Here is a 21744-nt window from a genome sequence, read left to right as displayed (position 1 = left end):
AGTTATACCTATTACAAGAACTTACGGTTTTTAAATTATAGGCCAAAAGTGTTTAAAGCTAAGATGATGAATATTCTGTGGCATAAGACAAGGCCTCAACACTGTTACTTTCTCAGTCAACTAACTGAGAGAGTAACACTCATATCCTCAACACCGTTACTAACTCAGCTACACAACTGAGAAAAGTATATTAAGCACGCATTGTGCGCAAAAAATGATTTTTAAATAAGAATCAATACTTCATATAATCCTTAGTTATAATGCGCATACAATAGCTCAGTTTCCGCCATTTTTAATAAGTTTTTCTAGATTAATCCACAAGAAAACGAAATTGTGTATAACTTTTGTGCACTTGTTAACAAGTAAAAGAAAGGCAAGTTATCAACGTTTGTGCGTAACTATGTGGATAACTTGCCTAGTTGTTACCAATTTATGCCCAGCTTATGCCCAACTTATACACATTTATGTACACATTGGTGGAAAACTACACGCGTGTAATTTAAATAATTACTCCGCTTAAGCAGAATATTGCACAAGCAACAAGAACAATAAAAAGCGAAATAAAATACGTCAAAAATCGCGTATTAAACGAAGCTTTTTTCAATACTGGATTTTGCGTTCCAAGAAGTGCTGCAAGCACTGTTCCAATAATCAATCCTCCAACATGCGCTTGCCACGCAATATTAGGAACAAAAAGCGGCAAAGCAAGCGTAATAATAATCCAAATTAAAGTACCACGCATGTTCTCGCCTAAACGCCATTGAGCCACAAGCAACGCACCAATAAGACCCATAATGGCTCCTGAAGCGCCATATGATGCCACTAACCAATTATTAGTCAGTCTGCACCAAATAATATCCGCAACATCTCCTCCAAGCGCAGAAATTAAATACAGCCCAAGGAACTTCCACTTTCCAAAGAATCGCTCAAGCTCAGCGCCTAAAGACCACAAGCACACCATGTTAAAGAAAATATGTGTAATATTTGGCGCATGAACGAAGGTCGAAGTAAACCAAGTCCACGGCGTATTAAGCGCGGTTATTGGAACGAATGCTGTGTATTCAATAAAAGTTGAGTATGCGTTTGGAAACACAAAATTCAACACTATTTCTACAAACCACACGAAAACGCATGCATATATCAAAATTGCAGTAGTTGTATTACAACGCAGTTTTATATGTTTCCAAAGATTTTTCATATCCAAATTTTTCATATCTTTATAGTATCTGCTTTGCTTCACAAATTAGTAAAGATCATTAGCTAAAAAAGATGCAACTCCAGCAAAAAGCAACTATGATGGTTATTACGCGCAAAAAACGCTATAAAGATTGTTGACTTGGATGAGCAGGTCAGCTTAACGAAAGGAGCCATTATGGAGAACAAATCCTCGGGAGGTTGGAAGTTCTTTGCACTGCTCTTCGGAGCACTGCTCGCAGGTATTGCTGCTTTGTACGTATATAAGCAGCATAATCCTGATTATGACCCTTGGGAGGAGCCTTGGGAGAATAGCTCTTCACCAATTGATCTGGGGTTAGATAAGGAAGAGAAAGAAGTTAAAGACGCTCCTGCCGCCGTTGAAGAATAAAACATGGTAGTTGCGTTGGAAACTAAGAATAAAGGCGATTGCACATACGCAGTCGCCTTTATTTGTATCTTAAGTTTTTTAAAAGCGAGTAAGCTAAAACTTACTTGTTATTTCAGCTTACTCGCGTCATACGTATTCATATCAAATGGATTTATATCACACAGTCGTCGCGTAGTTAGACATGTGCTGAAGGAACGGAATGTTGGCCGCTGCCCACGGGAAAATCCACTGGAATAAAATAAGTATGATTAAGAAGTAAATAAGAAGTGACAGAATCCAACGAATCACAGCTATACCAGGTTGTATGCGAAGAATTCCACCAAAAATACTTGCATCCGGCTTCCTCTTTACTCCCGCACGAATTGCGCGAAGTTCCGGCCACTGCCAAGCAATAGCGCCAGCCGCAAATATAATTATGTAAAGCAAAATAACAACAGTCATAACAGGCGTCAATGAAGACAAATAAGAAACCAAAGACTGCTGCTCATTATTAATAAACTTTATTTTTCCTTGATCGTCAATAGTGGAAAGCTCTTTAGGAATACCGTCGCTAATTTTTGCCCAATAAGAGAATTCACCATAACTAATCCAACGATGAGTTGGCATACTATACTTTGGCTCACACGTTGTTAAAGTGATCATACGCTTAGTAGGCTTTTCATTAGGATGCTCAGGATTTGGAGCAATTACTTGGCCTTGATCTGGGGTAACAATCTTATAAGACTTGTACTTATAAACAAACCAATAATCTTTAGTTCGCACAACTATTGAGTCACCTGGCTTAAGTATGTCAACATCTCCTAAAGGCTGACCGTATCCAGATCGGTGTCCTGCAACAGCAAAATTACCAATTTCGCCAGGCATTTGCGTTTCATTGTAATGCCCTAAACCTCTAAGGCTTAAAATTTCCAGGCTGGTTCCCTCTACAACGTTACGCTCCCATTGGTTACCGAAACGAGGAACATACATTCGCGCCACGAGATCTCCGCCGTTTGGCTTACTTAATTTTGGCGGCTCACCATTTTGTGGTAAAGCAATTTTTGTTTTATCACCAGTTTTAGGATTCTGCCAAGAAGTAGACTGACGTGTTTCGATTTGATTATGCTCAGACTGAGCTCCAGTCCACCACATTTGCCACGCGATATAAAGTGCGCAAATAATCGCAAAAGATATTAATACTTCGCTAAGGACGCCGACAACTTGCCAACCAAAGCTCGAGCCTTTGCGTCTTGAGTTTCTTTCCTGCGCATAAGCAGAACGCATAATTTGCCACTCCTTTATTCATGCATGAAAATCGTGCAGCATTATTGTTTATTAAACACTTTAGGAACTGTCGCATACCTTAGTGGTTGCAGCAGGACAGATGCCTCTGGGAATCGCAAATTACTTTTTTTCTCAACTTGCCACCCTAATCCAAAAGAGCTTACATATTCCTTATAAGTGCGTATGGCTGGTGACGTGTTAAGAGCATCAACCATATTATCTACTGGACCAATAGCCGATATTTTATATGGTGGCGAGTACTGATGTCCCTGCAGGATAAGCACGTTCCCAATACAAATTACAGCTGAATTAAACAGCACGCGCTGATCTTGTATTGTCATAGCTTCTGCTCCACCACGCCATAAAGCATTCACAACAGATTCAACATCCTGCTGATGAATTACATAGTCGTTAATATTTCTAGATGTTCCAGAACCGTTTACGGCTCCTTTCCAAAGCGGAGAATCATTAAGAGTCACAACAATTCCAGGACCTTCGAGTTTAGGAAGAACCGTACTACTACCAGTATCCGAAGAATCTTTACTTTCGTTATTACCACTTACGAGCGTTTTATTAAGCAAATTAATTCTAGAATCTAAATCTTTAATTTCTTCACGCAAGGATTTCGTTCGTTGAGAATTTCTCTCAACCATTTGGCTCGTATTTGAAGTAACGAAAGATGTGCGATTTACGCGTAGATTTGTAACAAACAAATATCCAGTAAGAAAGATAGCAACAGCAACGGCAACACTGCCTAACAACGAATGCTGAGCACCGTGTTTCCCTGTTCTTTTTACCATAATTTATTCTCAATCTTTCTACGTTCGAGTGTAACCACTATTATAGCGTGTAGCCGATTGATTGGAGAGTTACAGTTATGGCTGACGAAAAATTGCACACGACTGCAGCTGACGACGCTGCAAAGAAGAGCGACACGTCGAATGAGGATACTTACGGCGTTCCTATGGAAGAAGTTGAGGCTGTGTTGAATGCTACCGCAGATAAAGCGACGCTTTCTCCACAAATTCAGCAGATGATGCAAAGACAAGCAGAAAATAGGCGACGCGTTGAAGAAAGCATTAAAGGCACAAAAGCTAATGCATCCTGGTTTGTGCCACTGTTCTGCACACTTATGCTTATTGGCTTGTTCTGGGCTGTAATCTATTACTTGAATCCTATGCTTCCAATTCCAGGCATTGGTTCATGGAATTTGGCTATTGCATTGGTTATTGTAATGGTTGGTTTCATAATGACCATGTGGTGGCGTTAACTTTTTAAAATAATTTTTATTAAGTTTTATAAAAGTAGTTGCACAATTCGTGTGACTACTTTTATTTTTTTAACTACTTTTATTTTTGCAGCCGCTTTTATTTTTTGCAGCCGCTTTACTTTTATTGCAACTTACTTTTATTGCAACTTATTTTTACACATTTACTTCAGATGCAAAAATCAGCACGTGCTCACTATTACTGTCGGTAGTCGCAATAATTCTAGTATTACCACCATCTTTCAAACGCAAACGTTTACGCAAAAATTCAACAGAAATAGGGAAATTACGCGTAACAATATTCGCGTGAGTAATATTTGCTAGGACTTGTTTTATTTCACGCTTATTCATGCTACATACGCTATCAATTTTCCATATTTTTCCAGGAAAATCGGCACAATATTTTTCCGAAACATAAACGTGACTATTAATGTTTAGCTGATGCATTTTATATTGATCTTCTAATTCTACAAAGCAACCTGCTTTCATAATTGCAGCATTAGGTTCATAAACATATTGCGCCCAATCTTTCCAATTCTTAATGCTGAGATTATCGTAATTTTTTGTAGAATCATCTACCTCATTTTGCGCATTTCGCTCATTTTGCGCTGAAATTTGCTTCTGATTACTGTAAGCGTTTTGTATAACAGTTTTTTGATTGTCATTAACGCAATATATTTGAATATTCGCATGTATTTTATTGTCGAGAACAATAAGTAATTCTTTGCATTCATTACGATGCGCAACAATATGCACCGACGACACATTTCCTTGAAAATCGTCAACTACTTTATGCCAATCAAGCATTGGAGAAAGCTTAATCATCACTATTTGAGCTTTATTAAGCAGCTGATTTTTAAGTTCTAAAACGTTTGGAGTGCAATCTTCAATAGCATAAGTGCGAGCACCTTGCGTATTACGTCTTGCAGGATCAACATATATGATTGTTGCGCAAGGAATGCTATTAAGAGCGTCAAGACAGTTGTCGTTATAGCATTGAATGTTATTAATGCCGAATGCTTTTATATTATGCTGAGCAATACTAGATAGTTCACTTTGCTGCTCAACTAATATTGCAGAATCAAAATATTTAGACATAATAATGCAATCAACGCCAAAGCCACCAGTAAGATCTACTAATGTAGGTGATTTTACATTTAGATTCTTAAGTAATTCTTGCGCAAAATCTGCCTTATATTGCGCTGTAGCTTGCGAAGAGCATTGCTCCATAGAAATATGTGCAGGATATATAATTTCGTCGCATGAGGCCCATTTAGGCAGTTTCTGCTGTGCTATTTGCAATCCTTTAATTTGATTTACAGCAAAAGGAATATCAATACCAGCATTTCTAGGTGCTTTAAGAGCAGCTTTAGTTGGTTCTAATTGCGCATTTTCTTTAATAAAAGTTAGTGTTTGCTCTGTTGCGCAATTAATTTCATTTGGTTTATGTAACTCTTGAAGCATAGTTTTATTGTTACTTAACACGTGGAATAAAAATGTGGAATAAAAATGTGGAATAAAAATGCTGCTTGCGTTACTTACTAGCAGCGCAAGCAGCTTATTTTTAGTAGTTATTATTTAATTTAGATATTTACTTTAATGAGCTGTCAGAATCTGTATTAGTAGTGGCAGAAGGAGACGTGCTAGGGCGCGTAATTAAAGTAATTGCAGAACCCTTATCAACCTTGCTGCCTGCTTCTTCAGACATACTTATAACAATATCGTCATCTTTTGCAATGGAATCAGAAACTACTCTTAATCCTTTAGATTCAAGTAACTTCTTTGCCTGCTTAAACGTAATAGTTCCAAGATCAATGTGTGGAACTTCTATCTTTGGCGATCCTTGAGACACATACACTGTAATAGAGCTATGCGGTTTAACAGACGTTCCAGAATCTGGATTCAACCTTGTTACAGAATTTTCAGGTACGCTATCTGAATCTTCCTTAACAATATCTGCAGTAAAGCCAAGATTTTGTAATTGATTAACCACAATATCTTTGTTCTGTCCCACAAGACCATCAGGAATCTTCGTTAATCCAGAAGCAATGTATAAAGTAATTAATGTTCCCTTGTCTGCATATGAATCAGCATCAGGATCAGTGCGCGTTACGTGATCTTTCTTTACTTCAGGACTATCTTCAACTCGAACATTAGAAACTTTAAATCCTGCATGTTCTAGTATTTTACGAGCAGCTTCCTGCGTTTTACCACTTACATCCGGAACTCTAGTTGATTGAGGTCCAACTGAGAACCAAACAGTAACCTTACTTCCAGCTGCCACATGTTCGCCGCCGCGAGGAGATTGTTTAGTAAAAGTGCCTTCCGGCTGCGAAGAATGATCATCTTCACGAATATCAGGAACTAATCCTAAGGCTCGCAATTTTTCACGAGCAGCATCCTGCGTTGTTGTTTCCATAAACGATGGAACTACCACATCGCCAGCCATGCGGCTACGATTCATCATGAACAGAATTCCAAAAATAACTAATAGTGCAACTAAAGCTCCAATAATCGAACCAATTACCACGCGCTTTCTACGTTGCGCTTGCATTGTTGCGCGCTGTACTGCACGAGTACTTGGAGCAAATGCTGCTGCGTTTGAAGAACCAACCTGACCAGTAATAGGATTGAAGGATTGCGTTGCAGCACCATCTGTTGCGCTAATAGCCATTGTTGCAGCATTCTGCTCTGCTTGCTTGCGAGCTTTCATATTAGCTAAATCAGTAAGAGGATTAAAAGCTGCAGCAACAGGAACTCCACCATTCATGAATGCGAGAATGTCATTCTTAAATTCTGAAGCTGTGGCGTAACGATTTTGACGATCTTTAGCCATTGCTTTAGCGCAGATTTTATCCCACATAACAGGCATGCCTGGAACAAGCGTACTAAGCGGAGTAGCTACTTCTGACACATGCTGATACGCAATAGCTACAGCAGAATCTCCAATAAACGGAGGACGCCCTGTTAGCATCTCATATAACACACATCCTGCAGAGTACAAGTCAGAGCGCATGTCTACTTGTTCTCCACGAGCTTGTTCAGGAGACAAGTATTGTGCAGTTCCAACAACTCCTTGAGACTGTGTCATTGTGGTTGCGGAATCATCAAGAGCGCGAGCAATTCCAAAGTCCATAACTTTTACCATGCCCTGCTCAGAAATCATAATGTTTCCAGGCTTAATATCGCGGTGAATAATTCCCATTCTGTGCGAATATTCCAAAGCGTTAAGCACACCAATCATAACTTGTTCGGCATCACGCTGGCTTAAAGCGCCGTTCATTTTAAGAATATCGCGTAAAGTTTTGCCTTTAATATATTCCATTACTAAATATGGCAGACGCTCTTCTAAGCCATTTTCAGCAATAACAGACTCTTCGCCAGAATCGTAAATATTTACAATATTAGTATTGTTCATTTGCGCGATTGCGTGCGCTTCTCTTCTGAATCGCGACAAGAAAATCTCGTCGTTTGCTAAATCAGAACGCATTATTTTCACAGCAACAGTGCGACCGAGACGCTTGTCCACAGCAACGCGCACTTCTGCCATGCCGCCGCGGCCAATAAGTTCTCCTAATTCATATCGACCATTCGCTAATGAAGTTGGCATTGCGGTACTCATTGCTGCTCCTTGCGATTATTGATGTTCAAAATATTTATAATTTTAACTTGATTTTGCGGCATACTCTTAATACATCGTATATGCCGCGAATTTGTGATAAGCACTCCAGTAGTATTGTTAAAAGCTGTTTCTTGATCAAGCAGCCTACGTTCAATACGAGATAATACTTTCGACACAACTAATGCGTCTTTTGGACGATCCTTAGGATCTTTTGCGAGCATAGACATAACAAATTGTCTTAATTGCAAGTCAACAGTTTCCGGCAACGGTGGCACAGGATCGTTAACATGTGCTGCAGCAATATCTACTGGCGTAGCACCAGTAAACGGTCTGTGTCCGCACAAGCCTTCATATGCTACAACGCCTAAAGAGTAAATATCAGATTGGGCAGTAGCTTGTTCTCCTTGAGCTTGTTCCGGAGAAATATATTGTGCGGTACCAACTACCATTCCATCCTGCGTAATCTGCTCCTGATCGTTGGAGTAAGACACTCCAAAATCAGTAATTTTTACATTGCCAGTGTCTGAAACCATAATATTTGCAGGTTTCACATCGCGATGAATAACTCCGTGCGAGTGAGCTACAAAAAGACCACGAGCTGTTTGAATAAGAATAGGTAAAAGTTTGGTTGGTTCAATAACTTTTTCTTTATGATACAAATCAGCTAACGATTTGCTTGGCACGTATTCCATAATTAGGAAACCAATGCCATCATGCTCATAGTAATCAAATAATGCTGCAATGTTAGGATGCGCTAAATTGGCCGAATTGTGCGCTTCTGCACGAAGACGGCGCAACTTTGCTTCCACGTTTGCCGTATCTGTACGCAAAGCTTTAATAGCAACAATTCGTCCAAGTTGAATATCAAAGCCCTTCCAGACTTCTCCCATACCACCTTGTGCAAGGCGGCGATCGAGTCGATAACGATGATGAACTAACTGTCCTTCAACGAGTTTCATTGTGTAAGCGCCTCCTTCATCACTTCACGCATAATAGGACCTGCAGCATAAGAGCCAAACGTAGTTGTATTGTGCACAACTACCGCTATAGCTATTTTAGGATCTTCTGCCGGAGCAAAACCAATAACCCAACCATTTGCAGCTTGATTATGCAAACCGATTTGCGCAGTACCAGTCTTTGCCGCAACGTGAATATTTGGCAAAGAAAGGTTTGGATTTTCTTTTGTTACTACAGCTTGCATCATAGCTGTTAATTTAGCCGCACTATCGCTACTCATAACTTGATTCATAACTGATGGTTTAGTTTGCGACAATACTGACAAATCGCTAGATCTTACGCAATCAACAAGCGTAGGCTTCATCAATGTACCACCATTTGCAATAGCTGCTGCAACCATTGCGTTTTGTAATGGAGTTACTCTTGAATCTGCTTGACCAATAGATTCCAAAGCAAGCTTATCGGGGGTTGGATTCAAAGAAAAAGTAGATGCTACTGCGCGCAATGGGAATCCAGTAGAATCTGAACCATCAACAGTTAGAGAGTCAAAGAAACCAAACTTCTTTGCCTGTTTTACAATCGCATCAACGCCCAAAGAGTTACCTAACTGAGCAAATGCTGTATTAGAAGAATATGCTAAAGCATCTTCGAACGAAATCTTACCGTCTACACCATTTGCTTGAGAACCAACATTAGTCAAAGAAGTGTTTGTTCCAGGAAGAGTATAACTATTTCCTGCAGGAATTAAAGTATTTGGCTGATATTTTCCAGATTCTAGCGCTGCTGCAGCAACAACTGTTTTAAACGTAGAACCAGGAGCGTAAAGCTCGGAAATAGTACGGTTTAGCATCGGATTTGATATATCCGAAGTTATGTGCTCGTAAGATTTATTTACTGAAGAAATATTGTGGAGAGCAAGAACGTTTGGATCATAACTTGGTGTGCTTACCATAGCACGAATTCTGCCAGTTTTAGGCTCAATAGCAACTAAAGCAGCATCCTTATTTTTCAACAGATTATACGCAAGATTTTGCAAACGAGCATCAATAGATGTTTCTATAGAAGCACCACGGTTTGTAGCTCCCGTAAACAATGAGCGGAACCTTTGCCAGAATAGTTCATCAGATTCACCGCTTAATAAACTATTGCGCGAAGCTTCAATTCCGCGGTCTGCACGCTGGCTAATAGAGAAGTATCCAGTAACCGGAGCGTACACATCTCCATTAGAATACTGTCGTTGATACACAAAAGCATCTTTAGAAGGCTCAGATTTTGCTATAACTGTGCCGTCAGAAGTAAGAATTGCACCTCTTGGAGCTCCAAATTCATGATACAAAGCTCTTCTGTTGCGAGGATCCGCGTTTAAAGCGTTAGCATTAATAGAAGTAATAATTGTGCTTGAAATTCCAAGAATTATAAAAAGTACTATTACAGCTGTAAAAAGTTCTCGCAAACATTTATTCATTGCTATCACCTCGCATTTCAGAGGCGACGACTATTTTATTAGCGTAATTTATTTCTTCACTGCTGCTATTTTCGCCACTATTATTTGATTCACTATTTTTTGCAATATTATTATTTTCACGCTCTTGCAATTCTCTTTCACGCAATGCTGCTAAAGCTTCATATTGGAATGCGTCAGACATAATCGCAGATTCAGGCTTATTTGCAGCATTTGAAATAACAATAAGCAAAGCTGCTAGCAAATAATTCGCAACTAGCGAAGATCCTCCGGCAGCCATGTATGGCATGGTTAAACCTGTTAGAGGAATTACTAAAGTAATGCCTCCAACAACGGTAAATACTTGGAATGCCATAGTAAAAACAAGGCCGGAAGCTAATAGTTTTCCAAAACCATCTTTAATTTTCATGGCAGTAATCATGCCAGAAGAAATAATAATCAAATACAAAACTAATACGCATAAAAGTCCTGTAAGACCAAGTTCTTCACCAACTGAAGCGTAAATAAAATCAGAATTAGCTAAAGGAGTAATAGAAGGATGCCCTTGGCCTAATCCTGTTCCAGTAGTTCCTCCAGCAGCCAAACCAAAAAGTCCAGATACAATCTGAGCGGAACCTCCAGGGAACCTGTTATACACAGCATTGTCAAATGGATGCAACCATGAATCCACACGGTATTGCACATGTGCGAATAACTTTACTGCAACCAAGCATCCTAAAGTAAATGCAACAAATCCAACAACTAACCAGCCTTTACGCCCAGTTGCCACATACAGCATTGCCACGAACATTGCAAAGAACATTAAAGACGTTCCAAGATCATGCTGTACTACAAGAACGCCCATAGAAATAGCCCAAACAAGCGCAATAGGACCAGTATCTTTTAAACGAGGCAAATGAACGCCTAGAACCTTATTTCCTCCAACAGCAAGACGATCTCTGTGGTTAAATAAGTATGCTGCAAAGAAGAACGAAAGAAAAAGCTTAGCAAATTCTCCTGGCTGTAATGTGTGGCTGCCGAATCCAACCCAAATTCTAGCTCCGCCAATTTCTTTTCCAAATCCTGGAATCATAGGAGAAAGTAAAAGAACTAAGCCAATAACCATATTCACATACGAGAATCGTCTAAGTATACGATAATCCTGCAAGAAGATAACAAAAATAATAGATAATACGAGAGCAGCACAAACCCATATCATCTGCTTCATTGCAATATTCGTGTTATTTTGCCTGTCGATTCTTGCAATTAGTACTGTTCCAATAGAAGTAAGCAGCATAATGCATGGCAAAATTGCTTGGCTTGCGTATGGTTGCTTAGCTAGAAGCACTCCCCAAAACACAAAGAATAATGCAGCAACAAGAAGCATCATTGCAATATAATTTGCAGAAATATAACCATCTATTCGGAAAAACATTTGTAAAAATGCCATTCCGGAAAGAACTGTTGCAAAAAGAAGTAAAGCAACTTGACGTATTCGCGTAGCAATTAGACTCATGAGGTTTTATCCTCCTGCTTCGCTCTATTATCTTCCGTCTTATTTTCTATTTTCTTTTGTTGCTTTTCGCGCCGCTTTTCTTTAGCACGAGCATGCATTTCTTTACGAATTAAAGTAGCGTGTCCACGAGCTTCAGCTAAGCTGCCAAAGCTAATACCTTCTCGTAATTGTTCTTGCCAAGATTTATCAAGATTTTTTACAGGAATATTTGTAGATTCAATTTCGTGAGATAATCCAATACCAAAAATGTTCGTTGGAACACCTTGATAAATAACAACACGATTATTATTTTGGCCAATATAATATTGCGTTTGCGTCCAAGCGTACACACCATATCCGGCACCAGAAACAACTAATAATCCAAGCAAAATTCCTAAAGCAATACCTATACGAGTCCACCTTAAGCGCAGCGAATGAGCACGATGAGCTTCATCCTGCTCCTTCTTTACAGCTCTAGCAACATCCGGATCATGCGGATCCGTAGAAATTTTACCGTTTTTCTTAGTAACAATCGGTATTTCATTCGTATCAGGAGTATGTAAATAACCAGCTTCTTCGCGAATATGAGAAGGTTGAACAATTCGTGTCATAGAAACTGTAGAATCACTATTTAAAACCGAACTGTCATCATCACCATTTTGCGCTAATGCTGCAGCACGCTGCGCTGGCGAATTTTTATCTTCACGCAATTCAGGAGTTGAAGAAACTGCTTTATTAACAATATCTGCAATAGATTCAAGATCTTGACTTGCAGCACCACCAATAAGCGGCGTTTGGTGCGGCAAATCAAAAGCATCAGCATCAAGAGCAAGAGTCGCGTCAGCAATAACAGCAGTAACGTTATCCGTACTTCCAGCTCTAAGCGCCATAGCTACTAATTTTTGAGCACACTCTTCCTGATTAGAAATAGTGCTCATAACATCTTGAATAGTTGTGTCCTCAAGAACACCACACAAACCGTCTGAGCATAAAAGCCAACGGTCAGAAGGATGGGCTTGTCTTAAAGCAATATCCGGACGAGGATCTATATCAAAATCGCCCAATACTCGCATAACAACATTACGTTGAGGATGGTTACGAGCTTCTTCTGGAGTAATATGACCCGTATCAATAAGATGCTGAACATAACTATGATCAGTAGTCATGCGCATAAGATGATTGTCACGAAGCAAATACGCTCTAGAATCACCTAAATGAGCCAAAACCCAATATCCACACACAAGAGTCACAGCTGTTACAGTAGTTCCCATTCCAGCAAGACGACGCTCACGCTTAGCTTTACCAACAATTGCATCATGAGCAGCCATAATTGATGTTTCCATCATTGAAGATACTGCTTTTACATCATGCGGACGAGAATCTTGTTCAATATGAGCAAGAGAACGTATTGCAATAGTAGACGCTGTGTCTCCTCCAGCGTGACCACCCATGCCATCACAAATAGCAGCTAAATGTTCTCCAGCAAACGCAGAATCCTGATTATTGCTTCTTACAGTTCCAACATCGCTTACTGCAGTAGCATACATAAATAGTATTTTTTCAACAGACTCAGCATATTTTGTCTGCTCATCGTTTGTATTGTTAGAAGATTTAGTTTCTTCAATTTGATTAGTAATTGCAGATTGTGGATTTTTTTCATCATTTGAATTGATTTGTGTCATATCGTCACCTCAATTCAAACATGGTTGCGCCTATTCGCACCGAAGTGCGAGGTGCTAACACAACAGGCTCACTAACTCGAGTATGACCAATCATAGTTCCGTTAGTACTACCTAAATCTTCAAGAACCCAAGCATGAACAGTTTGGTTAAAATACACGCGAGCATGATGAGAAGAAACAAACTCATCATTTAAAACAACAGTATTTGATGCAGCTCGTCCGAGAGTAACTCCAGCAGCGTTAAGTGGAAAAGATGATCCAGCTAGTGGACCGTCAATAACAACTAGTAACGTTGGTTCAACTTCGGAATTACTTGCAGCCTGCGTTTTCAAAATATTAGATACAGGTTTTTGATTAGCTTGCGAGTATGCTACATCATGAGACGCTCGTCGAGATTTTTTCTTCCAAAAATGCGATTTTTTAGGACTAAAAACCTCAATATCGCAACGAAGTGAGCGAATAGCGCACCATACAAAAACCCAAAGTAAAGCCAAAAAACCATACTTGAGTATTGCAAAAGTTAATTCAGTAAACATCATGCGCTTTATCGTCTCCTCAACCAGAAATACTTACTACTCCTGCTCTTGAGACGATGCCCAATAGAGAATACGCGTACGTCCAATAGTAATAGTGTTACCATCTACCAACGTTGCCGCTGGAACTTGATGACCCTCTACATAAGTGCCATTAGTAGAACCCAAATCTCGAGCAATAACACCATCAGGAGTAATATCAATCCCAAGATGATGACGAGAAATACCAGGATCATCAATCACAATATCGCAACCAGATCCGCGGCCCAAAATTGTACGATCTTTTGTAAGCAAATACTGATTTCCATTAATCTCAAGCATAGGATGATTTTGCTGCTGATCATCGGTTGTAACAGGAACAGCATTGCCTTGCACAGACTCGGAAGTTAAGTGGAAATTACCTTTAGTTAATTCCAAATCTTCTTCAAAAATAACAACCACAGGACCTACAAAAGCATAATGTTGACTTTTAGCATATTGCGTAAGATTATCAGCAAGCTCATTAGCTAAAGCTTCACTGCCCCATTGCTCAATGTGATCAAAATCTGGTGTGCTCAGCTTAAAACGATACTCATTCGGAGCAACAGTATGATCGCGTCCAATAGGCATTGCTTCAGCATCAATTTCACGTTCCAAAGCACTAGAAAAATCAACTGGCTGTAAATCTTTGGAGCCGAATTTTGCGAAGACACCGTTAACTGCACCTTCCACGCTCTTCTCAAATCGGTCAAAAACGCTCATGGTAAACCCTTTCTATCTGTTCACCATAGTACTCGCACCAGGTACGGTACTCAACCAACACACTTTGTTTATTATTTATATTTTATTTATTATCGACTTAACTACGTATTTATAACGTGCATTTACTTCTTAGTAAGTGTACTCTTAACAAGTATGACGCAAAAAAATAATAACAATCATGGCGGATTGTCAATAATCACTCGTAATTCCGCTACTATATTTACATTTTTGCTAGCAATTATTATACCTTGCTTAGCTAAAGCACTATTAGTTACTAGCAACGAACGCGCTTATGAAGAGAATATTGTTGCTTGGCTCCACAATAGTGTTCCTTCCTTTTTACTAACATTTTCTAAAATACTAGCTATTGTTTTTTCTACTAAAGGATGTTTAGCAATATTAGTTTTGCTTGCAATAGTATCTTTATTCGTAAGCAAAAATTGGAAGATTACGCTTACTCAGCTTCTAATTTCACTTCTACCTATGATTTACGTTTTTGCAGTGAAGTTTGCTGTACATCGTCCTCGACCATACATTGGTATTAATATTAAATTACCTCCTGACCCAAGTTTCCCAAGCGGTCACACTTCTGCAGCTGTTGCAATATGCGTTATGGCAATGCTTATTATTTATGTTGCTAAACCATCATTAGTTCAAATTGGTTTACTTTTTAGCTCACTAATAGTTGTTATAGTTGCAGTTTCACGTCTTATTGTTGCTGCTCATTTCCCTACTGACGTACTAGCAGCAGCAATTATGTATCCTCTACTTTCTATTTCAATTTTGCGAGCATTCCAACGTCATAATTTATATGCGGATAATAGAAAAATTGAAGAATACACTATTAAAAATTTTATAAATGAAAATTCTAAAGAAAGCGAAAATTCTGATGATTCAAGGATTTAAAAAATTTATTTTAAGAGGCAGCGTTATTGATATGGCTGTCGGTGTTGTTATGGGTAGTGCTGTAACAGCAGTAGTAACATCAATTGTTAAGAATATTATTAACCCGCTTATTGCAATGATTTGCGGAAAGCCAGAACTTGATGGTGTTCTTACCATTACAATGAATGGCGCAACAATTTCTTTCGGAGCTGTAATAGGCTCACTTCTTAACTTCCTTATTATTGCAACTGCAGTATATTTCTGCATTGTTTTGCCAATTAATAAGCTGCGAGAAATCGGAGTTAACTTATTGCAAATTGAGAAAGAAAAAACTGAGGAAGAAAAGCGTAAAGAACGCGAAGAAAAGACTATTCAAATTTTGCAAGATATTCGCAACGAATTAGCAAAAAGATAATATTCTTACTACTTAAATATTCTTATATTTAAAAAGTTCCCGTTAATTAGAAATAATTAGCGGGAACTTTATTAATTAAAAATGTTGTTATCAGTCGTCACCAAGAGTGATGTGTATACCACCAACAAGTGAACCAACAACGTTATATAGAAGCGCAACTATTGCGGACAGTACTGTAATAATAACTATTTCAACAATTGAAAAAATAGTAGTAGCACTTAATACAGTTGGCAAAGAAAACACGTCTGCAAGGTTAAAACCGTTACTATCCAGGCCAGTTGAAGAAACAATTTGTGTTACTTGATCAAAAACACCAATCATATTCAAGAAAAGCCACACTAAACCAGATGCAATAACTTGAATAATGCCACCTGCAACGCTTAATAGGAATGTAACTTTTGCAACAGACCACGCGTCAACTCTTACTAAAGAAAGACTCATTCTTCTTGCACGCGGTGTACGACTTGGTTTTGATGTATGAGATTTATTTGCAGTAGGAGAAGCAATTCCGCCAATTGTGCGACGCGATGTAGAAGAGCTGCTAAATCGTCCTGCTGATGAGGATGATAAAGAATTCTTAACAATATTACCTAAGGAAGAAATACGTAAGCCTTCATCAGCTTTGTCTTCTTCCTTACTGAAGTAATTATTTTCCTCAGAAGGAACTTCTTTTTCTGCAGATGCTTCTGAATTATTAGACAAAAACATTGCAGACTCACCAATATTGTTAATTGGATTTTGCGATGGCTCAAAATTTTCGCTCATCTTAAGTGTTCCTTCTCTTAATTATTTTTTATAATCAGTGTAATTATACTAATGAGAGTACCAATCAAAACGGACGATATCCGCTTATTATGGCACTCTCACTAGCTTTTATTCAATATTTTATTTTTATTATTTAAAAATAAGTAGATTAATTAAGCTTCTTCATTTTCTGAAGTTACTTGATTTTCTGAAGTTACTTGATTTTCTTCTACTTGATTTTCTTCATCATCTGTTTCTTCGTTTCGAGCAATAGAGATGATTTCGTCGCCTTTATCTGGTTTAGCTAATGTTACGCCTTGAGTAGTTCGACCTGTGCGCTTAACTTCGTTTACATCAGAACGAATTACTTTACCAGACTTCATAATTGCCATTACTTGATCAGTTTCCTCAACAATCAAGGCACCAACTAATGAGCCGCGACCTTCTGCAAGCTGTACAGCTTTTACGCCATAACCATTTCTTCCTTGCAAACGGTACTCTTCAATAGCTGTTCTCTTAGCAAAGCCTTCGTTAGTAACAACAAGAAGATCTTTACTAGTTTCTGCGGCAACAACATCCATATCGAGCAATTCGTCACCTTCACGGAATCTCATGCCCTGAACGCCAGCAGTTTGACGTCCCATTGGTCGAAGCTGCTCATCATCCGCTCTAAACTTCAAACTCATACCAAGCTTAGAAACAAGAATAATATCGTCTTCTGGATTGCAAAGTGCTGCTCCAATAAGCTCATCTACTGGCTCACCAGTTTCTTCATCAGCCATCAATCGAACAGCAATTAAACCACCTTGGCGAGGAGAATCATACTCTTGCAAAGCTGTTTTCTTAACTTTTCCAGAGCGAGTTGCCAACACCAAGTATTTTGCTACATCATAGTTTTGAATTGACAAAACTGCCTGAATTGTTTCACCAGGAGTAAATTGCAGCAAATTAGCAACGTGCTGACCTTTAGAATCTCTTGAACCTTCTGGAAGTTCGTAAGCTTTTAGACGATAAACTCGACCACGATTAGTAAAGAAGAGCAACCAATTATGTGTAGATGTTAAGAAGAAATGATCTACTACATCATCTTCACGAAGCTTTGCACCCTTAATACCTTTACCACCGCGATGCTGAGCGCGATATTCGTCTGCTTTAGTGCGCTTAATATATCCTGCGCGCGTTACGGTAACAACCACGTTTTCTTCTGCAATAAGATCTTCAACATTCATTTCACCAGAGAATGGAAGAATCTTAGTTCTGCGATCATCACCATATTTTGCAACGATTTCGTCAAGTTCGTCGCCAACAATTTTGCGCTGACGTTCTGGACTTGCCAAAATATCGTTATAGTCTGCAATCTTGCGCATTAATTCTTCATGCTCGTCAAGAATCTTTTGACGTTCCAAAGCTGCAAGTCTACGAAGCTGCATTGCAAGAATAGCGTCTGCTTGAACTTCATCAACATCAAGCAAATTCATTAAGCCTACACGCGCAGTATCAACATCTTTAGACGAGCGAATTAAAGCTACAACCTCATCGATCATATCCAAGGCTTTTAAGTAACCTTGCAAAATATGATCGCGCTCTTCTGCTTCACGCTTTAAGTAACGTGTACGACGATCTATAACTTCAAGCTGATGAGCTACCCAGTGACGAATAAAAGCGTCCAAACTCAAAGTTCTAGGCACACCATCAACCAAAGCAAGCATATTCGCGCCGAAAGTTTGCTGGAGCTGAGAATGCTTATACAAGTTATTTAGAACAACTTTTGGAACAGCATCACGCTTAAGAACCAAAACCAAACGCTGACCTGTACGACCAGAAGTTTCGTCGCGCATATCAGCAATTCCTTGAATCTTTCCGTCGCGCACAGCCTCCCTAATAGAAGCTGCTAAACGATCAGGATTGACTTGATAAGGAAGCTCAGTTACAACTAAGCACATGCGTCCCTTAATTTCTTCAGTATTAACTACTGCACGCATTGTAATTAAGCCGCGGCCCGTACGGTACGCTTGCTCAATTCCCTTATGACCTAAAATGGTTGCGCCAGTAGGGAAATCAGGTCCTTTAATGCGCTGAATTAAAGCCTCAAGCAATTCTTCTTTACTTGCATCAGGATGATCCAAAGCCCAGTGCACACCATCAGCCACTTCACGCATATTATGAGGTGGAATATTGGTTGCCATACCAACAGCAATACCTGCAGAACCATTAACTAAAAGATTCGGGAATCTTGCTGGAAGAACTGTAGGCTCTTGAGTTTTACCATCATAATTTGGCAGGAAATCTACGGTATCTTTATCAATATCGCGCACCATTTCCATAGCCAAAGGTGCCATACGACATTCTGTATAACGCATTGCTGCAGCAGGATCGTCACCAGGAGAACCAAAGTTTCCTTGACCATCAACAAGCATATAACGCATAGACCAAGATTGAGCCATACGTACCAAAGTGTCATAGATAGCAGAATCACCATGAGGGTGATACTTACCCATAACATCACCAACAACACGAGAGCACTTGTTGTATCCGCGATCAGGCCTGTAGCCACCGTCATACATTGCGTAAATAACACGACGATGAACAGGCTTCAAACCGTCACGAACATCCGGCAAAGCTCGCTCAATAATAACGGATAATGCATAAGCAAGATAAGATTCGCGCATTTCTTGCTGCAAATCCATATGCTTTACTCTAGCGCCCTTCATTAAACCATAATCAGTATTATCTGATTCTTGAGGGCTTTGTGGTTCCATTGAGCCATCAGGTAACTGATTTTGCTCTTCGCTATCATTGTTAGCGGAGTTTATTTCGTCTACCACTGCAATTCCTTTTTATTCTTATAAGTTACTAACGTTTTATTTTTTATATCTTTTAGATATAGCAATAACTTTTAAGCATCAATAAACCTTGCATCATGAGCATTTCGTTGAATGAAGAGTCTACGTGGCTCCACTTCATCACCCATAAGCATTGAGAAGGTTTCGTCAGCACGAGCAGCATCTTCAATATGAATTTGCTTTAAGATTCTGTGTTCAGGATCCATAGTGGTTTCCCACAATTCCTGATAGCTCATCTCACCCAAGCCCTTATATCGCTGAATACCTTCTCCTTTAGGAAGTTGACGTCCTGCAGCTTTTCCTTCTGCTAATACGCGGTCTCGTTCAGCATCAGTATAAACAAAATCGTGTGCTCCCTTACTCCACTTCAAACGGTACAAAGGAGGCATAGCAACATAAACGTATCCTGCTGTAATCATAGGACGCATATATCGGAAGAATAAAGTCAAATTCAAGGTTGCAATATGAGCACCATCAACATCAGCATCAGCCATAATAATAACTTTGTGATATCGAACCTTGCTTAAATCAAAATCTTCACCATAACCGCCGCCAACTGCAGTGATTAAGGATTCAATAGTTTCAGACTTCATCATTCGGTCAATAGAAGCGCGCTCAGTGTTCAAAATCTTACCGCGCAAAGGCAAAATTGCTTGCGTAATAGGATCTCTACCTTGAATTGCGGAGCCACCTGCAGAATCACCCTCAACAATGAACAATTCGCACTCTTCAGGATTACTTGACTGGCAATCCTTCAACTTATCTGGCATTCCAGCAGTTTCAAAAATAGACTTACGTCTTGTATTTTCGCGAGCTTTCTTTGCAGCCAAACGTGCGCGGGATGCTTCCATAGCTTTTTGAATAATATTCTTAGCTTCACTTGGATGAGAATCAAACCAGTCTCCAAGCTTTTCTGTCATTACTCGCTGCACAAAAGTTTTTGCTTCAGAGTTTCCAAGCTTCGTTTTAGTCTGACCTTCAAATTGTGGAGTAGTTAGCTTTACAGAAACAACTGCAGTTAAGCCTTCACGAACATCATCGCCAGAAAGATTAGTATCTTTTTCTTTTAAGATATTTTTTTCACGAGCATAACGATTAATTAATGTCGTTAAAGCAGCGCGGAATCCTTCTTCGTGAGTTCCACCTTCAGTAGTTGAAATAGTATTTGCAAAAGTATGAACTGCTTCAGAATAAGCAACAGTCCATTGCATAGCAATTTCTGCAGAAATACCAATTTCAAGATCTTCAGCTTCAAAATCAATAACATCTGGTTCAACAGGCACAGATTTACGAGACTTTACTAAATAGTCAACGTAATCTTTAATACCATGCTCATACTGGTAGCTAACACTTTGATGCTTATTTTCACCAGAAGATTCATTATATCCAGCAACTTCGTCGCCAGCTTCATCAGGCTTGCGCAAGTCAGTTAAGGAAATCTTTAAACCTTTATTAAGAAATGCCATCTGCTGGAAGCGAGAGCGCAATGTTTCAAAATCATAAGTAGTTGTTTCAAAAATTGCACCATCTGGCCAGAATGTTACGGAAGTACCAGTAGATTCTCCTTCTTCCATTGGCTTTCCTTTTGCCAAAGGAGCAGTAGGATGCTGATCTACGTAAGTTTGAGTCCAATGGAATCCTTGACGACGAACTTCAATTTCTACTCGAGTTGAAAGTGCATTTACTACAGAAATACCTACGCCGTGAAGACCACCGGAAACAGCGTAACCGCCGCCACCAAACTTACCACCAGCATGAAGCTTAGTCATAACAGTTTCAACACCAGAAACGCCTTCGCCTGGTACTTCATCAACTGGAATACCACGACCATCATCAACAACACGAATAGCATTATCTGGCAAAATAGTTACTTCAATATGAGAAGCATAACCTGCCAAAGCTTCATCAACAGAATTATCTACAATTTCGTAAACCAAGTGGTGCAAACCACGAGGACCTGTAGAACCAATATACATACCAGGTCTAATACGAACTGCCTCTAAACCTTCTAGAACACGAAGATCACTCGCATCATAATGTTCAGGAGCAAGTGAATCATCAAGTTGAGCATCATCAAGCTTATGCTCTTCGACGGTACTATCCATCGAATTATCTTCCGTGTTTGTCACTTTAGGTCCCTTCACAATTTGCCTCATATTAAAAGGCATTTATAAAGCCAACACATGCTAGAAAGCACATAAAAGGGCATTCTAGCGCCTCAACCATAATACATGACGTTCTATACATAGAATATTGCATCTCGTTAATAAGA

General features: G+C 39.3%; 18 protein-coding genes. 4 read left to right on the top strand and 14 right to left on the bottom strand.

The genetic code is table 11. The annotated features are described in order from the left end of the window. Positions 1–499: 499 nt before the first annotated feature. Positions 500–1213, bottom strand: a complete 714-nt coding sequence (locus tag ACTJLE_RS00700) for a rhomboid family intramembrane serine protease (protein WP_119487429.1) — start codon at positions 1211–1213, stop codon at positions 500–502. Between the two features lie 159 nt (positions 1214–1372). Between ACTJLE_RS00700 and ACTJLE_RS00695 the strand changes: the two genes are divergently transcribed. Then, positions 1373–1585: a hypothetical protein gene (locus tag ACTJLE_RS00695; protein ID WP_481266995.1), complete on the top strand. Its 213-nt coding sequence runs from the start codon at positions 1373–1375 to the stop codon at positions 1583–1585. Between the two features lie 156 nt (positions 1586–1741). Here ACTJLE_RS00695 and ACTJLE_RS00690 read toward each other — a convergent pair whose 3' ends face one another. Then, positions 1742–2848: a class E sortase gene (locus tag ACTJLE_RS00690; RefSeq protein ID WP_481266994.1), complete on the bottom strand. Its 1107-nt coding sequence runs from the start codon at positions 2846–2848 to the stop codon at positions 1742–1744. Positions 2849–2889: 41 nt separating this feature from the next. Continuing rightward, positions 2890–3648 carry a DUF881 domain-containing protein gene (locus tag ACTJLE_RS00685; RefSeq protein ID WP_481266993.1) on the bottom strand — a complete coding sequence of 253 codons (759 nt, stop codon included), beginning with the start codon at positions 3646–3648 and terminating at the stop codon, positions 2890–2892. Positions 3649–3725: 77 nt separating this feature from the next. Between ACTJLE_RS00685 and crgA the strand changes: the two genes are divergently transcribed. Beyond that, positions 3726–4118, top strand: a complete 393-nt coding sequence (gene crgA / locus ACTJLE_RS00680) for a cell division protein CrgA (protein WP_481266992.1) — start codon at positions 3726–3728, stop codon at positions 4116–4118. A gap of 153 nt (positions 4119–4271) precedes the next feature. Here the strand turns inward: crgA and ACTJLE_RS00675 are convergent, their stop codons facing one another. The 8 genes from ACTJLE_RS00675 to ACTJLE_RS00640 all read right to left on the bottom strand — a co-directional run bounded on the left by ACTJLE_RS00675 (position 4272) and on the right by ACTJLE_RS00640 (position 14585). Then, on the bottom strand, positions 4272–5579 hold the full coding sequence (locus ACTJLE_RS00675; RefSeq protein ID WP_481266991.1) for a THUMP-like domain-containing protein: 1308 nt from the start codon (positions 5577–5579) through the stop codon (positions 4272–4274). A gap of 127 nt (positions 5580–5706) precedes the next feature. Next, on the bottom strand, positions 5707–7737 hold the full coding sequence (pknB, locus tag ACTJLE_RS00670; RefSeq protein ID WP_481266990.1) for a Stk1 family PASTA domain-containing Ser/Thr kinase: 2031 nt from the start codon (positions 7735–7737) through the stop codon (positions 5707–5709). Beyond that, the gene (locus ACTJLE_RS00665; protein ID WP_119487422.1) at positions 7734–8696 is read right to left on the bottom strand and encodes a serine/threonine-protein kinase; all 963 of its coding nucleotides are present in this window, start codon (positions 8694–8696) and stop codon (positions 7734–7736) included. Before ACTJLE_RS00665 ends, pknB begins: the two co-directional genes overlap by 4 nt. Further along, positions 8693–10159, bottom strand: coding sequence for a peptidoglycan D,D-transpeptidase FtsI family protein (locus tag ACTJLE_RS00660; RefSeq protein WP_119487421.1), 1467 nt, complete (start codon positions 10157–10159; stop codon positions 8693–8695). The genes ACTJLE_RS00665 and ACTJLE_RS00660 overlap by 4 nt, the downstream gene beginning before the upstream one ends. Beyond that, complete coding sequence (locus ACTJLE_RS00655; RefSeq protein ID WP_481266989.1) at positions 10152–11651, bottom strand: FtsW/RodA/SpoVE family cell cycle protein; 1500 nt, start codon at positions 11649–11651, stop codon at positions 10152–10154. The genes ACTJLE_RS00660 and ACTJLE_RS00655 overlap by 8 nt, the downstream gene beginning before the upstream one ends. Continuing rightward, the gene (locus tag ACTJLE_RS00650) at positions 11648–13177 is read right to left on the bottom strand and encodes a PP2C family protein-serine/threonine phosphatase (protein ID WP_481267102.1); all 1530 of its coding nucleotides are present in this window, start codon (positions 13175–13177) and stop codon (positions 11648–11650) included. Before ACTJLE_RS00650 ends, ACTJLE_RS00655 begins: the two co-directional genes overlap by 4 nt. 139 nt (positions 13178–13316) lie before the next feature. After that, on the bottom strand, positions 13317–13850 hold the full coding sequence (locus tag ACTJLE_RS00645) for an FHA domain-containing protein FhaB/FipA (protein WP_481266988.1): 534 nt from the start codon (positions 13848–13850) through the stop codon (positions 13317–13319). Positions 13851–13883: 33 nt separating this feature from the next. After that, positions 13884–14585, bottom strand: a complete 702-nt coding sequence (locus ACTJLE_RS00640) for an FhaA domain-containing protein (protein WP_119487417.1) — start codon at positions 14583–14585, stop codon at positions 13884–13886. A gap of 153 nt (positions 14586–14738) precedes the next feature. On the opposite strand from ACTJLE_RS00640, the gene ACTJLE_RS00635 reads away from it, so the two are divergent. Both ACTJLE_RS00635 and mscL read left to right on the top strand, forming a co-directional pair. Then, positions 14739–15491 (top strand): phosphatase PAP2 family protein, encoded by a 753-nt coding sequence (locus ACTJLE_RS00635; RefSeq protein WP_481266987.1) that lies wholly within the window; start codon positions 14739–14741, stop codon positions 15489–15491. Then, positions 15475–15885 (top strand): large conductance mechanosensitive channel protein MscL, encoded by a 411-nt coding sequence (gene mscL / locus ACTJLE_RS00630; protein ID WP_481266986.1) that lies wholly within the window; start codon positions 15475–15477, stop codon positions 15883–15885. Before ACTJLE_RS00635 ends, mscL begins: the two co-directional genes overlap by 17 nt. A gap of 90 nt (positions 15886–15975) precedes the next feature. Here the strand turns inward: mscL and ACTJLE_RS00625 are convergent, their stop codons facing one another. The 3 genes from ACTJLE_RS00625 to gyrB form a co-directional block, all read right to left on the bottom strand. Further along, the gene (locus ACTJLE_RS00625) at positions 15976–16470 is read right to left on the bottom strand and encodes a DUF3566 domain-containing protein (RefSeq protein ID WP_481267101.1); all 495 of its coding nucleotides are present in this window, start codon (positions 16468–16470) and stop codon (positions 15976–15978) included. Between the two features lie 332 nt (positions 16471–16802). Then, entirely contained in the window at positions 16803–19454 is a 2652-nt protein-coding gene (gene gyrA, locus ACTJLE_RS00620) for a DNA gyrase subunit A (protein WP_481266985.1), read from the bottom strand. Positions 19455–19525: 71 nt separating this feature from the next. Beyond that, entirely contained in the window at positions 19526–21601 is a 2076-nt protein-coding gene (gyrB, locus tag ACTJLE_RS00615; protein ID WP_481266984.1) for a DNA topoisomerase (ATP-hydrolyzing) subunit B, read from the bottom strand. Positions 21602–21744: the final 143 nt, after the last annotated feature.

The organism is Gardnerella sp. CCPDSM (assembly GCF_056754715.1).
This window is presented reverse-complemented; position numbering and strand designations above follow the sequence as displayed.

Excerpts from the sequence above, each read along its gene's own strand:
- ACTJLE_RS00675 (WP_481266991.1), bottom strand. The coding sequence starts at position 5,579 with ATGCTTCAAGAGTTACATAAACCAAATGAAATTAATTGCGCAACAGAG.
- ACTJLE_RS00695 (WP_481266995.1), top strand. The coding sequence starts at position 1,373 with ATGGAGAACAAATCCTCGGGAGGTTGGAAGTTCTTTGCACTGCTCTTC.
- ACTJLE_RS00700 (WP_119487429.1), bottom strand. The coding sequence starts at position 1,213 with ATGAAAAATTTGGATATGAAAAATCTTTGGAAACATATAAAACTGCGT.
- ACTJLE_RS00645 (WP_481266988.1), bottom strand. The coding sequence starts at position 13,850 with ATGATGTTTACTGAATTAACTTTTGCAATACTCAAGTATGGTTTTTTG.
- ACTJLE_RS00655 (WP_481266989.1), bottom strand. The coding sequence starts at position 11,651 with ATGAGTCTAATTGCTACGCGAATACGTCAAGTTGCTTTACTTCTTTTT.
- ACTJLE_RS00650 (WP_481267102.1), bottom strand. The coding sequence starts at position 13,177 with ATGTATGCTACTGCAGTAAGCGATGTTGGAACTGTAAGAAGCAATAAT.
- mscL (WP_481266986.1), top strand. The coding sequence starts at position 15,475 with ATGATTCAAGGATTTAAAAAATTTATTTTAAGAGGCAGCGTTATTGAT.
- ACTJLE_RS00690 (WP_481266994.1), bottom strand. The coding sequence starts at position 2,848 with ATGCGTTCTGCTTATGCGCAGGAAAGAAACTCAAGACGCAAAGGCTCG.
- ACTJLE_RS00660 (WP_119487421.1), bottom strand. The coding sequence starts at position 10,159 with ATGAATAAATGTTTGCGAGAACTTTTTACAGCTGTAATAGTACTTTTT.
- ACTJLE_RS00665 (WP_119487422.1), bottom strand. The coding sequence starts at position 8,696 with ATGAAACTCGTTGAAGGACAGTTAGTTCATCATCGTTATCGACTCGAT.
- crgA (WP_481266992.1), top strand. The coding sequence starts at position 3,726 with ATGGCTGACGAAAAATTGCACACGACTGCAGCTGACGACGCTGCAAAG.
- ACTJLE_RS00635 (WP_481266987.1), top strand. The coding sequence starts at position 14,739 with ATGACGCAAAAAAATAATAACAATCATGGCGGATTGTCAATAATCACT.
- ACTJLE_RS00640 (WP_119487417.1), bottom strand. The coding sequence starts at position 14,585 with ATGAGCGTTTTTGACCGATTTGAGAAGAGCGTGGAAGGTGCAGTTAAC.
- pknB (WP_481266990.1), bottom strand. The coding sequence starts at position 7,737 with ATGAGTACCGCAATGCCAACTTCATTAGCGAATGGTCGATATGAATTA.
- ACTJLE_RS00685 (WP_481266993.1), bottom strand. The coding sequence starts at position 3,648 with ATGGTAAAAAGAACAGGGAAACACGGTGCTCAGCATTCGTTGTTAGGC.